This is a genomic window from Streptomyces sp. NPDC058646 (assembly GCF_042716875.1).
Classification (GTDB): domain Bacteria; phylum Actinomycetota; class Actinomycetes; order Streptomycetales; family Streptomycetaceae; genus Streptomyces.
In genome coordinates, this window is sequence record NZ_JBHXRK010000001.1 from 769,457 (window position 1) to 786,168 (window position 16,712).

General features: G+C 71.8%; 14 protein-coding genes. 5 read left to right on the forward strand and 9 right to left on the reverse strand.

Annotated elements, in window-relative coordinates:
- Positions 1-11: 11 nt before the first annotated feature.
- Both ACFWUZ_RS03415 and ACFWUZ_RS03420 read right to left on the reverse strand, forming a co-directional pair.
- Positions 12-1,628 (reverse strand): alpha/beta fold hydrolase, encoded by a 1,617-nt coding sequence (locus tag ACFWUZ_RS03415; RefSeq protein WP_384366172.1) that lies wholly within the window; start codon positions 1,626-1,628, stop codon positions 12-14.
- 11 nt (positions 1,629-1,639) lie between these two features.
- Positions 1,640-3,193: an alpha/beta fold hydrolase gene (locus ACFWUZ_RS03420; RefSeq protein WP_384366175.1), complete on the reverse strand. Its 1,554-nt coding sequence runs from the start codon at positions 3,191-3,193 to the stop codon at positions 1,640-1,642.
- A gap of 423 nt (positions 3,194-3,616) precedes the next feature.
- Here ACFWUZ_RS03420 and ACFWUZ_RS03425 point away from each other — a divergent pair, with 423 nt between their 5' ends.
- The 3 genes from ACFWUZ_RS03425 to ACFWUZ_RS03435 all read left to right on the forward strand — a co-directional run bounded on the left by ACFWUZ_RS03425 (position 3,617) and on the right by ACFWUZ_RS03435 (position 8,369).
- Positions 3,617-5,665: a UvrD-helicase domain-containing protein gene (locus ACFWUZ_RS03425; RefSeq protein WP_384366178.1), complete on the forward strand. Its 2,049-nt coding sequence runs from the start codon at positions 3,617-3,619 to the stop codon at positions 5,663-5,665.
- A 135-nt stretch (positions 5,666-5,800) separates the two neighbouring features.
- A complete protein-coding gene (locus tag ACFWUZ_RS03430) occupies positions 5,801-6,277 on the forward strand; it encodes a DUF3887 domain-containing protein (protein ID WP_384366181.1) in 477 nt (158 codons plus the stop codon).
- 190 nt (positions 6,278-6,467) lie between these two features.
- Entirely contained in the window at positions 6,468-8,369 is a 1,902-nt protein-coding gene (locus tag ACFWUZ_RS03435; RefSeq protein ID WP_384366184.1) for a copper resistance protein CopC, read from the forward strand.
- Positions 8,370-8,393: 24 nt separating this feature from the next.
- On the opposite strand, the gene ACFWUZ_RS03440 is transcribed toward ACFWUZ_RS03435, so the two are convergent.
- The 6 genes from ACFWUZ_RS03440 to ACFWUZ_RS03465 all read right to left on the reverse strand — a co-directional run bounded on the left by ACFWUZ_RS03440 (position 8,394) and on the right by ACFWUZ_RS03465 (position 14,139).
- Entirely contained in the window at positions 8,394-8,888 is a 495-nt protein-coding gene (locus ACFWUZ_RS03440) for a DUF1775 domain-containing protein (RefSeq protein ID WP_384366187.1), read from the reverse strand.
- A 529-nt stretch (positions 8,889-9,417) separates the two neighbouring features.
- A complete protein-coding gene (locus ACFWUZ_RS03445; protein WP_384366191.1) occupies positions 9,418-10,134 on the reverse strand; it encodes a potassium-transporting ATPase subunit C in 717 nt (238 codons plus the stop codon).
- A 6-nt stretch (positions 10,135-10,140) separates the two neighbouring features.
- Positions 10,141-12,240: a potassium-transporting ATPase subunit KdpB gene (gene kdpB, locus ACFWUZ_RS03450; RefSeq protein ID WP_384366194.1), complete on the reverse strand. Its 2,100-nt coding sequence runs from the start codon at positions 12,238-12,240 to the stop codon at positions 10,141-10,143.
- Positions 12,237-13,901 carry a potassium-transporting ATPase subunit KdpA gene (kdpA, locus tag ACFWUZ_RS03455; RefSeq protein ID WP_384366197.1) on the reverse strand — a complete coding sequence of 555 codons (1,665 nt, stop codon included), beginning with the start codon at positions 13,899-13,901 and terminating at the stop codon, positions 12,237-12,239. The genes kdpB and kdpA overlap by 4 nt, the downstream gene beginning before the upstream one ends.
- An 8-nt stretch (positions 13,902-13,909) precedes the next feature.
- Complete coding sequence (gene kdpF, locus ACFWUZ_RS03460; RefSeq protein WP_037860493.1) at positions 13,910-13,999, reverse strand: K(+)-transporting ATPase subunit F; 90 nt, start codon at positions 13,997-13,999, stop codon at positions 13,910-13,912.
- Positions 13,996-14,139, reverse strand: a complete 144-nt coding sequence (locus tag ACFWUZ_RS03465) for a hypothetical protein (protein ID WP_384366201.1) — start codon at positions 14,137-14,139, stop codon at positions 13,996-13,998. Before ACFWUZ_RS03465 ends, kdpF begins: the two co-directional genes overlap by 4 nt.
- A 304-nt stretch (positions 14,140-14,443) precedes the next feature.
- Here ACFWUZ_RS03465 and ACFWUZ_RS03470 point away from each other — a divergent pair, with 304 nt between their 5' ends.
- Positions 14,444-14,617, forward strand: a complete 174-nt coding sequence (locus ACFWUZ_RS03470) for a hypothetical protein (protein ID WP_384366204.1) — start codon at positions 14,444-14,446, stop codon at positions 14,615-14,617.
- Positions 14,618-14,682: 65 nt separating this feature from the next.
- Here ACFWUZ_RS03470 and eno read toward each other — a convergent pair whose 3' ends face one another.
- A complete protein-coding gene (eno, locus tag ACFWUZ_RS03475) occupies positions 14,683-15,990 on the reverse strand; it encodes a phosphopyruvate hydratase (RefSeq protein WP_384366207.1) in 1,308 nt (435 codons plus the stop codon).
- Between the two features lie 175 nt (positions 15,991-16,165).
- Between eno and ACFWUZ_RS03480 the strand changes: the two genes are divergently transcribed.
- Positions 16,166-16,588: a MarR family winged helix-turn-helix transcriptional regulator gene (locus ACFWUZ_RS03480; protein ID WP_384366210.1), complete on the forward strand. Its 423-nt coding sequence runs from the start codon at positions 16,166-16,168 to the stop codon at positions 16,586-16,588.
- Positions 16,589-16,712 lie beyond the last annotated feature (124 nt).

Genomic DNA, 16,712 nt, shown 5'->3' on the forward strand with positions numbered 1-16,712 from the left:
GGCGAGCCGCCTCAGGGCCCGATCTCGAACTCGGGCGGCTTGAGGTCCTTCACGCAGTCGGTCTTCGGTGCGGCCGGGTCGCCGAAGAACGAGAGGGCGATCGTCTGGGCGCACTTCGAGGTGGCGAACACCACGTGCGGCTCGTAGGGGATCGTGACGACCGTGGCCTTGCTCAGCGTACGGGCGACGTACGGGCCGTTGTCCGCTCCGGTCTGGGCGTCGAACGCACCCGAGAGGGCGAGCGTGGGGATGTCGCCGCGCGTGACGTCCCGGATCGAGGGCGCGGCCGCCGGGACGTCCCAGACGTCGCAGTCCGGACGCAGCGAAGGGAGCAGCGGAGCCTGTGCCTGCACCGACCGGGGGAAGGAGGGGAATTCCTTCTGTCCGCCCCGGAGCGCCGCGTCCTCGCTCTCGTACGGCGTCCACTCGCTGCAGAAGACGCCGTACACGAGGCCGTGCGAAACCCTTCCGATGGCCTGGGGACTGAGTTTGCCGCCCGCCCACTGCCGGGCGATGCGCTGCGGCTTGCCGTTTGCCAGCTCGTCGAGGGCTGCGGGTACCTGGGTCGCCACGTGCGTGGCGGAGACCATCCAGTTCACCAGGGTTCCGCCGTCCAGCACCACCTTCACCGGCTTGTCGCTGCCGGGGAGCGTGACGGTGGTGGTGACGGGCTTGGCTTCGAGGTCGCGGACGAGCTTGTCGAAGGTGGCCGGCAGGTTGGGGTAGCGCTCGTTGCACGCCGGCTGGTCCGCGCAGGCCTGGAACAGGCCGTCGAAGCCCTGCCGGGCGCTGCTCCAGGTCGACGCCTCACCGGACCTGGACGGCGGCAGGATGCCGTCGAGGCCCACCGAGCGGATCCCCTCGGGGTGCAGGCGCATGGAGACCAGTGCCAGGTGCGTGCCGTACGAGATCCCGTACAGGTTCCACTGCTTGATGCCCAGCGCGGTGCGCAGACCGTCGTAGTCGGCGGCGCTTTCGGTGTCGTTGTAGGCACTCAGGTCGATTCCGCGGCCCGCCAGCTCGTCCCGGCAGGCCTTCGTGGCCTCGACGTGCAGGCGCTCGGTGGACGGGGCGTCGTAGACGAGGCCGACCGCGCGTGCGTTGAACGCGTCGATGTCGGGGCAGAGGAGCTCCGGGTCGGCCGAGTACGTACCGCGCTGGGACATGAAGACCACGTCCCGGTCGCGGTTCAGGCCGCCGTCGATCGCCATCTTCGCCTCCCCGACCGCGTCGTCTCCGGGGCCGCCCGCGAGCCACACGATGGGGTCGGGTTCGGGACGGTCGGTCGCGGCGGGCACGATCGCCACACCGAGTCTGATCGTCCGGCTGCCCGGTCCGGCACGGTTCTCGGGCACGGTCAGCGTTCCGCAGCGGGCCTCCTCCAGGGCCTCGATCGGTTCGGGCGTCTTCGGGCAGGGGCCCGGTTCGTAACGGGCGTCGCCCACGGTCCGGGCGACCGTGCCGATCGGCGCTCCGGGGTCGGGGCCGGTGCCGGGGCCGGTAGGGGACTGCGCCTGGACGGGCGCCGCGAGCAGGCCGGTGACGAGGAGACCTGCGGCCATACCGGCCGACGGGGCCAGGAGTCGCCGTACGGTGCGCCGGCGACGGGGCGCGTGATGACGTGTCATCTGTTCTCCCGTTACTGCGGGACGATCGTGAACGGTCCGGGCTCGAGACCGTCCACGCAACCGGTGTCGGGCGCGGTCGGGCGAGCGAGGAACGAGGCCAGCACGCTTTGCGCGCAAGGCGACTGCGGGACCACCCAGTGGCCGATTCCGGGGACCTGAACGGCAGTCGAGCCGGACAGGTCACGGGCCACGCCCGCCGCCCAGCTCGCGCCGGTCTTCACGTCGAACGTGCCGGAGACGACGAGCGCCGGCACCGAGCTGACCGTGGCCACCCGCTGGACGGCGGCGCGGTCCGGAACGTTCCACATCCCGCACGCCGCGTACTGGAAGGGCAGCTGAGGCACCTGGGCCAGGACCGTGTCCGGCCACCCGGGGAAGGCCTTCCGCCCCGCCTGCAACACGTCGGGTTCCGTATGCCCCGGAGCCCACTCACTGCACGCTATCGAGTTCGTCAGGCCGTGCGCGAACGCGCCGACCTTCTGGACCGAGCCGGCCGCGCGGGCCTTCGCGAAGCGCTCGGGGTTGCCGCGGCTGAGTTCGTCGAGCGCCGCGGGGAGGTCCTTGGGCCGGGGGGTGAAGGCGACGACCAGGTTCAGCAGCGCGCCCCCGTCGAGCACGGTCCTGACCGGCTTCCCGCCGTCGGGCGGCGTGACGTCCAGCGTCAGGGGGCGGGCTTCCAGCTTGCGCACCTGCTCCGTCAGCGTACGGGGGAGGTCCGGGTACCGGTCCTTGCAGGCGGGCTGCGCCGCGCACGCCGCGAAGATGTTGCGGATCCCCTCGGCGGTGCTGCCCCATGTCCACGGCAGGGTCACGGCCTGGGGAGGGGTGACCGAGTCGATCGCCACCGAACGGATGCCCTCGGGGTGCAGGCGCAGGTACGTGAGCGCCAGGTTGCTGCCGTACGAGTACCCGTAGACGTTCCACCGCGGGATGCCCAGCGCCTTGCGCAGGTCGGCGAAGTCCGCCGCGTTCTCCGTGGTGTTGTAGGCGCTCAGGTCGACGCCGCCGGCCGTCAGGCGGTCCCGGCAGTCCTTCACCGCTTTCAGGAAGAGCTGTTGTGCCTCCTGCGCGTCGTAGCCCAGGCCGACCGCCTTCTCGTTGAAGCGGTCGATCTCCGGGCAGGCGAGGTCCGGCCGGTCGTAGAGGTTGCCCCGCTGAGCCATGACGATCAGTTCGCGGTCCTTGTTCAGGCCGGAGTCGACGAGGAACGGGATGTCGTCGATCGTGTCGGCGCCGGGGCCGCCCGCCATGAACACCAGCGGGTCCGCGGCGGGCTTCGCGGAGGTGGCCGGAATGCGGGCGACGGCCAGCTTGATGGTGCGGCTGCCGGCGCGGGAGCGGTTCTCGGGGACCTCGAGGAACCCGCACCGTGCACCGCTCAGCGCTTCGATCGGCTCGGGCGGCTTCGGACAGGGCCCGGGCGCGAACCGGGACGGGGCTACCGGGCTGGGCTGCCCCGTGGGCTGGACGGGCGGGGGAGTCGCGCTGCCCCGCGGGGGGACGAATGCCGCCAGGCAGACCAGAGCGGCCGCGGCAGCCATCGCGTGGATGCTGTGCTTTGGCATGTGATCTCGTTCCTCTGCCGACAGCGGCGGCGGCCCTGCCGGGCCACAGCGTTTTGGGCGGAACGCACCTTCTCGACGCTACCGGGTGGCTGCTTCGCGTGCACCCGGAGTGGCCGCGACAGCGGCCGGGGATCGCAGCGACACCTGGCCGGGCGGCCCGGTGGCCGCCTCCCGTCCCTCGTGCCACGCTGTCGGACCGCCCGGTAGCGGCCATGACGTACGTCCGCCTCCCGCCGCTCCCCTGAGCGGGCCCCGTTCCGAGGAGTGACGACCGGACGCGCCATCACCTCGCGGACCGTGCTGGACATCTGGCCCCAATGACATGTCGCGGCCGTCCCGCGAGCTCCCGGCGGCGGCATGCGCCCTGCCGTGAGGGTTGCGTTCCGTCCTATGATCCCTACTCCGCGTACGAGGGGGCTGGGTATGGGTGCAGGCGGGGCGGTATCGCAGCGGACGCAGGACGCGCGGCGGCAGGAGCGGTTGCTCCGGGAGCAGTGGCAGGCCGCCCGCCGGCAGGCCCTGCGGTGGGAGGCGGTCGGCGAGGGCGAGCAGCGGGTGCTCGCCCAGCTGCTGGTACTGACCGCACGGGGCTGGCGGTTGCTCGTCGACCGGCAGTGGTCCGGGACGCGGACCACCGGCGCGGACATGCTCCTGGTGGGGCCCGGCGGTGTCTTCGTCATCGACGTCACCGCCGGCGGCGGGCCGGGGGAGGAACACGCGGCCCAGCTGCTCGCCGCCACGAAGGCCGCCGAGAGCGCGGTGGCGTCCCTCGGGATGTCACCGGTGGCGGTCCAGCCGCTCATCGTGCTCGCCGGCCGGAGCTTCGACGCCGTCCACGGCCGGATACGGCTCCTGGGTGAACACGAGATCGGCCCCGTACTGCTGTCGCAGCGGCACAGGCTCGGGGGTGAGTCGGTCCGGGCGATCGCCGATCACCTCGAGCGGGTGTTCCCGGGCTGTGCGGGGTCGGCGGTCGACCAGCAGGTGTCGTCCGCGCCCGAGCACCACCGACCCAGCTCCTCCGACGGGCTGTTCGACCTGGAAGGGTTGCGTGACGCGGCCCTGGAGGCGGCGATGCGGGCGCCGATCGAGCAGTGGATGACCTTCCTCCACCCCGATCAGGTGGCACTGGTGCGCCGCAACTGGTCGGGCCCGGCACGCATCAGCGGACCGGCGGGCACCGGCAAGACCGTCGTTGCCCTGCACCGTGCGGCGTACCTGGCCAGGCGGACGACCGGCCGCATCCTGTACGTCACCTTCGCCAACAACCTGCCCCGTGTCCAGAGCACCTTCCTCAGGACCATGGCCCCGGCCGTCGCCGATCGAGTGGACTTCCGCAGCCTCCACTCCTGGGCCCAGGAGTTCTTGCAGGAACGGGGCATACCGGTGCGGCTGCACGGCGACAAGGCCGAGACCGCCTTCAGCCTCGCCTGGAAACACGTCGGCCGCGAGAGCCGACTGGCCGAACTCGACCCGGCCCCCGCCTACTGGCACGAAGAGATCGACTACGTCATCAAGGGCCGGGGCCTCACCCGCTTCGAGGAGTACGCGACCCTGCCCAGGCGGCGGAGGAAGGCGAGTCTCCACCGCGCGCACCGGCAGTCGGTGTGGGAGCTGTACGAGGCGTACGAATCGCTGCGCGGCGAGCGCGGCGTCCACGACTTCAACGACGTCCTCTCCCTCGCGCTGGCCGAAGCGTCCCGCGAGCGCGAGCGGCCCCCGTACGCGGCCGTCATCGTCGACGAGGTCCAGGACCTCACGCTGGTGGGCGTGCGCCTTCTGCACGCGCTCGTCGGTGACGTGCCCAACGGCCTGCTGCTCGTCGGCGACGGCCAGCAGACCGTGTACCCGGGCGGCTTCCGCCTCACGGACGCGGGCATCGACATCCGCGGCGACCGCGGACAGGTGCTGCGCACCAACTACCGGAACAGCAAGCAGATCCTGGACGCGGCCCTCACCGTCGTGGCCGACGACGCCTTCGAGGACCTCGACGGGATGCGCACCCCGGGCCGCCGCGATGTCGACCTCACCTACCACGACGGGGACGTCGTACGCGTCACCAGGACCACGCTGGAGGCCCACGACACGGAACTCCTGGACGCCCTGCGCTCCCTGCCCGACGGTGCGCTCGCCGACACCGCCCTGCTGTGCCCCTCCATGCGGGCCGTCGGCCACTACCAGCGGCTGCTCAGCCAGGCGGGCGTCCCGGTGTGCCAGCTGGAGCACTACGACGGCCGTCCCGTCGACGCGGTGAAGCTGGGCACCTATCGCAGGGCCAAGGGCCTGGAGTTCAAGAACGTGTTCCTGCCCCAACACGATGCGGCGCTCGCGAACGGGACGCAGGGGGACACGGCGGGCGGTAAGGAGATGCCGGAGACGGCCCGGGAGCGCGAGGAACTGCTGCGCAGTCAGCTCTTCGTCGCGATGACCCGGGCGCGGGACCTGCTGTGGCTCGGCAACGTCACCAGGTGACCGCCGTCGCCCTCGGGCGGTGCGGCGGGTGACGGCGAACGGGGTGACGAGGCCCAGCGGGGCCCGTCCCGGGTGGCCGACGTGCCGCCGCCCCGGGCGCGACCTAGCATGAAGGGTGGTGGGAAGGAGATTCCCATGGGCGGAACGTGGCAGCTCCGACTCGTCCTGGTCGTGCCCGCGGCCCTGTTGGTTTCCGGCGCGGTGCTGCCGGACAACGCCTCCTCGCCGGGTGTCACGTACGCGCACGCCGCCGACGCCTTCGTCCCGGTCGCCCCGGCGGTTCCGGCCCGGCCGGACTACGATCGGCTCGCTCTCGACGCGCTCGACGAGGTGCTGCGCGGCGACTTCGCCGCCGTCTCGTCCCGTTTCGACGAGGAACTCCGACAACAGGCGTCGCCGGAGTTCCTCGCCACGTCCTGGAAGGACTACCAGGAGGCGTTCGGGGAGTACCGGTCGCACGGGGATCCCCAGCAGGAGGAGTCGGGCGACGGGACCGTCGTCGGTGTTCCCCTGCGCATGGCGAAGCAGCCAGGGGAGTTCCGCGTCGCCTTCGACGGGGACGGGCGGATCACCGGCCTGTACTTCCTCAGGGCCGGTGTGCCGGTCCCGTAGGCGGCACGCCCGGGCCATACACGAAGGGGGCCCGGGCCGAGCCTTCTGCGCCGCCCTTTAGCCGAAGTTGCTCAACCCGCTCCGTACCGGGGCCGGCAGCGCTAGCGTCCACATCCCGCCGCGAGTCCGTCCTGTTGCCCCGGGCGGTGGCGGCGCCGCTGACGACCGTCCTTTCGGAGGCTGCCTCTCCATGCACACCGGATCGCCTCCCGCGAGGACATCGCTGACCGTTCTGGCGCTGGTCGCCGCCGTGCTCGCCCTGATCCTCGGCGGGGCGGGCCCGGCCTCCGCGCACGCGAGCCTCAGCGGCTCCGACCCTGCGGACGGCACCGTCCTCCAGACGGCACCGCAGCAGGTGACGCTCACCTTCACCGAATCGGTCACCTTCTCCGAGGACTCGCTGAGAGTGCTGTCACCGGACAACGAGCGCGCGAACCCGCGCCCGGCGCAGCATGCGGACGGCAAGGGGAACACGGCGCGGGTGGAGCTGGCCGACACGCTGCCCCAAGGCACCTACACGGTGGCCTGGCGCGTCGTCTCCGCCGACGGCCACCCGATCTCGGGGGCGTTCGTCTTCTCCATCGGCAAGCCGTCCGAGACCACAGCCGCGGTGGCGACCGGCGCCCTGGAGGACACGGCGGCCGGCCGCCTGTACGGCTTCTTCCGCTACGCCGCCTACAGCGGACTGGCCCTCCTCGTCGGAGCCGCCGCGTTCGTCCTCGTGTGCTGGCCCACCGCGGCCGCGGTCCGTCCGGTGCGCAGGCTGCTGGCAGCCGGGTGGGCGGTACTGGCGGCGTCCACCCTGGCCCTGTTCCTGCTGCGCGGCCCGTACGAGACGGCCGGCCAGGTGACTTCGGCGCTCGACCTGGCTCAGCTGGGCCGAACCGCCACCGGGAGGCCCGGGGGCGCGCTGATCGTACGGCTCGTGCTGCTCGCGGCAGCGGCGGTGCTGCTGAGGCGGCCGGCCCTACGGCTCGACCGGGCCGAGGACGGTACGCCGCCGCAGGACCTCGGTGCCCGGGTCCGCCTGGCCGGCGCGGCGCTCGCCCTGGCCCTGGCGTTCACCTGGGCCTCGGCGGAACACGCCTCCGCCGGCCTCCAGGTGCCCCTGGCCGTTCCCGTGGCCGTGCTGCACCTGCTGGCCATGGGGATCTGGCTGGGCGGCCTGATCACCCTGGCCGTCCTCCTCCGGAGCCGGGAGCCCGGCAGCCGTGCCGTCCCGGCGTCCGCGATCGGCCGCTTCTCCACCCTGGCCTTCACCGCCGTCGCCGTTCTGGTCGGCACGGGCATCTACCAGTCCTGGCGGCAGGTCGGCTCGTGGGAAGCGCTGCTCACCACCTCCTTCGGCCGGACCCTCACCGTGAAGATCGCCGCCGTGGTCCTCGTGCTGTGGGCGGCGTCCTTCTCCCGCCGGTGGACCGCCCGCCTCGTTCAGCAGGCGCCGCCGGCCGCGCGGACCCCGCCGGTGCCCGAGCCCGCGCGGGCCGGGGCCGTACGGACGGTCGGCGCGCCGCTTCCCCCCGCGGCAACCGGCCACAGCAGTACGGGCGATGCACCCGCCGGGGGCGAGGCGGACGACGGCACCGAGCCGCCCGGCTCCGAGACCGCCGGACACCGGCGCAGCCTGCGCCGCACGGTGGCCGTCGAAGCCGCAGCCGGCGTCGTCGTCCTGGCGATCACGACCCTGCTCACCGGAACCCAGCCCAGCCGCGCCGCCGCCGACGGGGTTCCGCCGGCCACGGCGCAGGAGCCGCAGGTGAAGGTGGTCACGGTCCCGTTCGCCATGGGGACGGCCGGCCAGCACGGCACGGTGCAGATCACGCTGGCACCTGGACGCGTGGGCGAGAACACGGTCGAAGCCGTCGTGTACACCGCGGACGGCGGCCTCGCCACCGTCCCCGAACTGCGCCTCACCCTCACCCAGGACGCCCTCGGCGTCGGCCCGCTGGACGCCGGGCTGAAGAACCGCAAGGGGTACTGGGCCACGTACGACCTGCGGCTGCCCATGGCCGGTGAGTGGACCCTGAACCTCACGGTACGCACTACCGACATCGACCAGGTCACGGTGCGCGGGACCGTCCGCATCACCTAGGACGTGTGCGCCCCCTCGTGTCGGTCAGGTCGCGCTGCGACTGCGGCGCACCCACCAGAACGTGCCGGCGACGGCGAGCAGCAGGGCGGCCGCACCGATGCCGACGACGGCTCCGGTACCGCTGCCCGCGTCCTCGCCCGTCGCCCGTGGGCTCGCGGGCGCGACGGGAGCCGACGGGGCCGCCGCCGAGGGCTGGAGGGACGGTGCGGTGCTGGGCGTCGGAGACGGAGAGGGGCCCGGTGGGATCGGCGCGGCCCCGGGGGCCGCTGCCTTCAGCTCCAGCAGGGGAGCCGGGTTGTCGACCTTCTCGCCGTCGGTGGGCACCTCGATCCAGCGGGAGATCTTTCCGTCGCCGTAGGTCTCCAGGGTCTTGAAGGCCAGGGACTTCTCATCGGGCAGCTGGCGCACGGTGATGCTGTACTCGGCGTCGGTGCCGATGGCCAGGGCCGCGCCACCGATCGCGTACCCGTCCGCGGTGGCCGTCAGCTTCCACTGCTCGGGCGCGTCCTCGAGCGTCACGGCGGGCGTCCGGAGCGATGCCCTTCGGGAGAACCACCCGCAACTCCGCGATGCCCGCCGTGTCCGACTCCGCCTCGGAGGTGAAGGACAGCGTGACGTTCTCGGCGAGCGCCCGCGGGTCGGAGGCGGTGACCCCGGCGTGCGCGGCTGCCGGTCCGGCAGCCACGCCCAGGACCACCAGGGCGCAGACGGCTCCGAGAGCCGTCCTGCGGAGCTGGAGACGGGTGTGCGACCTGTTCATGATGGAGGAACCCTCTCGGTACGCGGGACGGGCCCCACCGTGCAGGTGAAGAGCCGAGTCCGCCGGGATCAGGGGAACGTCTCCCGCACGGCCGGGGCCGGCAGGTCGCGGCCATCATCCACCGCCCGCCGCTGCCGCCGGCCCCGACTGTCCATTGCTGAGCAGTTTTCCGGCCCTCCGCGGTCGAGGGTGTAGGCGGGCTGCGGACGTGGCCGGCGTCGGCGCCCACGCAGCCCTTCTCGCCGCCGGTTCGAAGCCGGCGGATCCGGACGCCGGCCGGGGTCAGCCTCAGCGCGTGGTCAGCGCCTTGAGCGCCGTGTTGAGTTCGAGGACGTTCACCCGGGGTTCGCCGATGAAGCCGAGGGTACGGCCGGCGGTGTGGTCGGCGACGAGCTTCTCGACCTGCTTGACGTCGAGCTGGTTCCGCTCGGCGACCCGGTGGACCTGGAGCTCGGCGTACTCCGGGGAGATGTGCGGGTCGAGGCCCGAGCCGGACGAGGTGACCGCGTCCGCCGGCACGTCCTCGGGCCCGACCTTGTAGGAGGCCGTGGAGTTGTCGGTGACGACGGCGTCCTTGGCGGCGAGCACCTGGGCGCACAGGGTGCCTTCCGCCGCGTCCTGCGTGCAGAGACCGCCCACGGCGCCGCTGTCGGCGGACCGGTTGGTGGCGCCCGAGAGGATCAGCGCGTACCGGGTGTTGACGCTGTTGCGGCCCAGGCCGTTGGAGGGGCGGGGCTGGAACCACTTCAGGTCCGGCCTCGCGGCTTCTCCGGGATCGTTCGGGTCCGTCTTCGGCAGGTCGTAGCCCTGCCCGATGAGGGAGGAGCCGACGACCCGACCGTCCTTGGCGGTGATCTCGGAGCCGTCGGCCTTGCCGGGGAACAGGGCCTGGGCGACGCCGGTGACGGCGAGCGGGTAGAGCACGCCGCAGAGGACCGTCAGGACCAGCAGGGCCCTGAGGCCGGCGCCGATCAGGCGTGCGGTGTTGCCCACAGAGTTGTTCATCGCAGATCAGCCGATTCCGGGGATGAGGGAGATGAGGAGGTCGATGATTTTGATGCCGATGAACGGGGCGATCAGACCGCCCACGCCGTACAGACCGAGGTTGCGGCGCAGCATCCCGTCGGCGCTGGTGGGCCGGTACCGGACGCCCTTGAGGGCGAGCGGGACGAGGGCGACGATGATCAGGGCGTTGAAGACGACGGCCGAGAGGATCGCGGACTCGGGCGAGGCCAGGCCCATGATGTTGAGCTTGTCGAGGCCCGGATGGACCACCGCGAACATGGCCGGGATGATCGCGAAGTACTTCGCGACGTCGTTGGCGACGGAGAACGTCGTCAGCGCGCCCCGGGTGATGAGCAGCTGCTTGCCGATCTCCACGATCTCGATGAGCTTGGTGGGGTTCGAGTCCAGGTCCACCATGTTCCCGGCCTCCTTGGCGGCCGAGGTGCCGGTGTTCATGGCCACGCCGACGTCGGCCTGCGCGAGCGCCGGGGCGTCGTTGGTGCCGTCACCGGTCATCGCGACGAGCTTGCCGCCCGCCTGCTCCCGCTTGATGAGGGCCATCTTGTCCTCGGGCGTGGCCTCCGCCAGGAAGTCGTCGACGCCCGCCTCGTCGGCGATGGCCTTGGCGGTCAGCGGGTTGTCCCCCGTGATCATGACGGTCTTGATGCCCATGCGGCGCAGCTCTTCGAACCGCTCCCGCATGCCCTCCTTGACGACGTCCTTGAGATGGATGACCCCCAGGACGCGGGCCCCGCGTTCGTCCTCGACGGCGACGAGGAGCGGCGTACCGCCTGCCTCGGAGATCCGGTCGGCCAGGAGAGCGGCCTCGTCGGAGACCTGCCCGCCCTGCTGCTTCACCCAGGTGATGACCGAACCGGCGGCGCCCTTACGGGTCTTCCGGCCGTCCGCGTCGACGCCCGACATGCGGGTCTGCGCGGTGAAGGCGATCCATGCGGCGCCGGCGAGCTCGCCCTGGTGGCGTTCGCGCAGCCCGTACTTCTCCTTCGCGAGGACCACGATCGACCGGCCCTCGGGGGTCTCGTCGGCCAGCGACGACAGTTGTGCGGCGTCCGCCAGCTCGGCCTCGGTGGCGCCCCTGACGGGAACGAACTCCGACGCCTGGCGGTTGCCGAGGGTGATCGTGCCCGTCTTGTCGAGCAGGAGCGTCGACACGTCCCCCGCGGCCTCCACCGCGCGGCCCGACATGGCCAGGACGTTGCGCTGGACGAGGCGGTCCATGCCGGCGATGCCGATGGCCGACAGGAGCGCGCCGATGGTCGTGGGGATCAGGCAGACCAGCAGGGCCGTCAGCACGATCATGGACTGCTCGGCGCCCGCGTAGATAGCGAAGGGCTGGAGGGTGACGACGGCCAGCAGGAAGACGAGGGTGAGGGATGCGAGGAGGATGTTCAGCGCGATCTCGTTGGGGGTCTTCTGCCGGTCCGCGCCCTCGACGAGGGCGATCATGCGGTCGATGAAGGTCTCGCCGGGCTTCGTCGTGATCTTGACGACGATCCGGTCGGACAGCACCTTCGTTCCGCCGGTGACCGCGCTGCGGTCGCCGCCCGACTCGCGGATGACCGGAGCGGACTCACCCGTGATGGCCGACTCGTCCACCGACGCGACACCCTCGACGACATCGCCGTCGCCGGGAATGACGTCTCCGGCCTCGCAGACGACCAGGTCGCCGATACGGAGCTCCGTGCCGGGCACCTGCTCCTCCACCGAGCCGTCGAGGCGGCGGGCGACCGTGTCCGTCCTGGCCTTGCGGAGCGTGTCGGCCTGGGCCTTGCCGCGGCCCTCGGCGACGGCCTCGGCGAGGTTCGCGAAGATCGTCGTCAGCCACAGCCAGGCCGTGATGGCCCAGCCGAACCAGTCGGCCGGGTCCAGGCACGCCAGCACGGTCGTGACGGCCGAGCCGACGAGAACCACGAACATGACGGGGGACCTGACCATCACCCGGGGGTCGAGCTTTCGCACAGCGTCCGGGACGGACTCCAGCAGCGCCTTGGGATCGAACAGGCCCCCGTCGACGCGGCCGGCCGCAGGCTTGTGCCCGGTGGGAACGTCTTCGTGCGGAGCACGGGTGGGAGTGAGGGTGCTCATGAGGCGAGTCCTTCGGCGAGCGGACCCAGCGCGAGGGCGGGGAAGTAGGTCAGACCGGTGACGATGAGGATCGTGGCGACGAGCAGGCCCGCGTAGAGAGGCCGGTCGGTACGGAGCGTGCCGGCGGTCTCGGGTACGGGGTTCTGCTCGGCCAGCGAACCGGCCAGGGCCAGCACGAACACCATGGGCAGGAAGCGGCCCAGCAGCATGGCGATGCCGATCGTGCTGTTGAACCACTGGGTGTCGGCGTCCAGGCCCGCGAAGGCGGAGCCGTTGTTGCCGGCGCCGGAGGTGTAGGCGTAGAGGATCTCCGAGAATCCGTGCGCCCCGGCGTTCGACATGGAGTTGCCCGGGGTGGGCAGCGCCATCGCCGCGGCGGTGAAGCACAGCACGAGGGCGGGGGTGACGAGGATGTAGCAGGCGGCGAGCTTGATCTGGCGGGTGCCGATCTTCTTGCCCAGGTACTCGGGGGTCCGGCCGACCATCAGGCCGGCGATGAACACCGCGATGAGCGCCATGATCAGCATGCCGTAGAGGCCGGAGCCGACGCCGCCGGGCGCGATCTCGCCGAGCTGCATGCCCAGCAGGGTGATACCGCCGCCCAGGCCGGTGTAGGAGGAGTGGAAGGAGTTGACCGCACCCGTGGAGGTGAGCGTGGTGGCGACGGCGAAGATCGACGAGCCGCCGATCCCGAACCGGGTCTCCTTGCCCTCCATCGCCCCGCCCGCGGCCTGGAGCGCCGGGCCGTGGTGGGCGAATTCGGTCCACATCATCAGGCCGGTGAAGGCGATCCAGATGACGCCCATCGTCGCGAGGATCGCGTAGCCCTGGCGCAGGTTGCCGACCATGCGGCCGAAGGTGCGGGTCAGCGCGAACGGGATGAGCAGGATCAGGAAGATCTCGAAGAGGTTCGAGAAGGGGGTCGGGTTCTCGAAGGGATGGGCGGAGTTGGCGTTGAAGTAGCCGCCGCCGTTCGTGCCCAGCTCCTTGATGGCCTCCTGGGAGGCCACCGCGCCCCCGTTCCACTGCTGCGTGCCGCCCATGAACTGGCCGACCTCGTGGATGCCGGAGAAGTTCTGGACGACACCGCAGGCGACGAGGACGACCGCGCCGAGCACGGAGACCGGGAGCAGGATGCGGACGGTGCCGCGGACCAGGTCCGACCAGAAGTTCCCCAGCTCCCCGGTGCGGGAGCGGGCGAAGCCCCGTACGAGGGCCACCGCGACGGCCATGCCGACGGCTGCCGAGACGAAGTTCTGCACCGCCAGGCCGCCGGTCTGCACGACGTGGCCCATGGCCTGCTCACCGGCGTACGACTGCCAGTTGGTGTTCGCCACGAACGACGCGGCGGTGTTGAAGGCCTGGTCCGGGTCGATCGACACGAAGCCGAGCGAGCCGGGCAGCGACCCCTGGAGACGCTGGAGACCGTAGAGGAAGAGGACGCCCACCGCGGAGAAGGCGAGGACCCCGCGCAGGTAGGCGGGCCAGCGCATCTCGGCGTCGGGGTCGGCGCCGATGGCCCGGTAGATCCACTTCTCCGGTCTCCCGTGCTTCTCGGAGGAGTAGACGCGGGCCATGTGGTCGCCCAGGGGACGGTAGGCCAGCGCGAGCGCGGCGATCAGCGCGAGCAGCTGGAGCACACCAGCGGTTACGGGACTCATACCGGTGCTCAGAACCTCTCCGGGTACACGAGGGCTAGGACGAGGTATCCGAGCAGGGAGACGGCCACGACGAGGCCGACGACGTTCTCGACGGTCACAGCTTGGTCACCCCCCGGGCGATGAGGGCCACCAGCGCGAACACCGCGACCGTGGTGACGACGAAGGCCGGATCGGCCATCGCGAGCTCCTGAATGACGTAGGAAGAAAGGAATCGGCCAGGTGGCCGATGTCGAGACAACCGTGTCTTCACCCGGGTGTTAAGACGCCTTGACGGGGTCCATACGGGCGCCCGCGAACCCTTGACGCGCCCCTGACGGCAAGGCCCCCGAGAACGTGCCCCACGAGCCCGGCGAGAGGGCGGGGGGAGGCCGGCGAACGGCCTGGCTCGGCCGGAGCGGCCCGGAGATCGGTCGCCTCCGCCTCCGCGCCGCCCTTCGCCTCGGCGCACGGACAGGACGGGGCGCCGAGGGCCGGCGTCAAGATGCCGACAGGAATCCCGCCGGACCCTCGCCGTGGCGACGGTCCGGCGGAATCCTCGCCGTATGACCACCGACTGGCTTCCTGACCGTGGCATCCGCAGGGCTGTCCTCGCCCTCGGAGCGGCCGGCGTGAGCATGATCGCCACCGGCGCGGTCCTGGAAGCCCGGTGGCTGCTCGGCATCGGTGTCTGGGCGGTCATCACCGCCATGACGGTCGAACTCGTCTACCGTCCCTAGGCCCAGGCGTCACTGTGACGACAGGGCCTAGGGGTATCCCCGCTGCCCGCAGGGGCGGACGGTGCTCACGCCCGGTGCAGTGCGGAGCGGCCCGCGTAGCGCGCCGAGTCGCCCAGCTCCTCCTCGATCCGGATCAGTTGGTTGTACTTCGCGGTGCGGTCGGAGCGGGAGAGCGAGCCCGTCTTGATCTGACCGCAGCCGGTCGCCACCGCCAGGTCCGCGATGGTGGTGTCCTCCGTCTCGCCCGAGCGGTGCGACATGACGGCCGTCCAGCCCGCCTGGTGGGCCGTGGACACCGCGGCCAGCGCCTCGGTCAGGGTCCCGATCTGGTTGACCTTGACCAGGATCGAGTTGCCGACGCCGGTGCGGATGCCCTCGCGCAGGAGCGTCTCGTCGGTGCAGAACACGTCGTCGCCGGTGAGCTGACAGCGGTCGCCGACGCGGGCGGTCAGCTCGCGCCAGCCGTCCCAGTCGTTCTCCGCCATCGGGTCCTCGATGGAGACGAGCGGGTAGGCGTCGATGAGCTCGGCCAGGTAGTCGGCGTTCTCGGAGGGGGTGCGGCGCACCCCCTCGCCCGCGTAGTCGTACACCCCGTCGCGGTAGAACTCCGACGACGCCGGGTCCATGACCAGGCCGATGTCCGTGCCGGGGCGGTAGCCGGTGCGCTCGATGGCGGCCATCACGAAGTCGAGCGCCTCCTCGGCGGTACGCAGCGCGGGCGCGAATCCGCCCTCGTCGCCGACGCCCGTGGAGTGCCCGGCGGCCAGCAGATCGCGGCGCAGGGTGTGGAAGACCTCGCTGCCCATGCGGACCGCCTCGGCGAAGGTGTCCGCGCCCACGGGCGCGATCATGAACTCCTGGAAGTCCAGCGGATTGTCGGCGTGGGCGCCGCCGTTGACGATGTTCATCATCGGCAGCGGCAGGAGGTGTGCGCCGGCGCCGCCCAGGTAGCGGTAGAGGGGCTGGCAGTGGGCCGCCGCGGCGGCCTTGGCGGTGGCGAGGGAGACGCCGAGGATCGCGTTCGCGCCGAGCCGGGACTTCGTGGTGGTGCCGTCGAGGGCGACCAGCGCGGCGTCGAGACCCGCCTGGTCCGCCGCGTACCGGCCGCGCACGGACGCCGCGATCTCCCCGTTGACGTGGGCCACCGCGCGGTCGACGCCCTTGCCGTGCCAGCGCGCGGAGTCCCCGTCGCGCAGTTCCACGGCTTCCCGGGCACCGGTGGAGGCGCCGGACGGGACGGCGGCGCGCCCAAGGGACCCGTCCGTCAGGACGACGTCGACCTCGACCGTGGGGTTGCCCCGGCTGTCGATGATGCGGCGGGCGGTGACGGTCTCGATGGCGGCGTCGACGTTTGCGACTGCCTGTGCGGGCATGGGAGGTCCTTCCCGTTGTCGTGTGCCGTGACCCCGGCTGCGACCACGCTGACGCTGAGCCCGACGACCCAAACCCTACAGCAATGCTGATCAGTTTGGCTGTACAGCTGTGCTGTGCAGCATCGCTGTGCAGATCACGTGCACAGCTTTGCTGACCAGCGGGGTAAAGTGCCCTATGCCCACCTCGGAAGCCGCCGCCATCGCCGCAGAACTGCGGAGCGCGATGGGCAAGCTCACCCGACGCGTCAAGCACGAGGACAGCATCCCGCTCGGCCAGGTCGCGGTACTGGGTGCACTCGACCGCGACGGCGCCATGACCACCAGCGACCTCGCCGCCGATCAGCGCGTGCGCCCGCAGTCGATGGCCCGGGCGGTGGGACTGCTCATGGAACAGAACCTGATCACGCGCCGGGCGCACCCCACGGACGGCCGCAAGTCCCTGGTCGAGCTGTCGGACGCGGGCCGCGCCGCGCTCGAGGCGGAGCGCGGCCGCAGGGTCGGCTGGCTCGCGCAGGCCATCGAGGCCGAACTCACGGACGAGGAGCAGGCGCTGCTGGCCCGGAGCACCGCCCTCCTGGAGCGGCTCGCCACGCGCTAGGCCCTGTCGTCGAAGTGGCGCCTGGCCCGCGGCGCCCGGCACCGCACCTCGCCGCGTTGTCGGGGCACCCGAGTACGTCCAGTACGCGGGCGCCCCTCCGCCTTGCGATGCACGGCGCCGGACG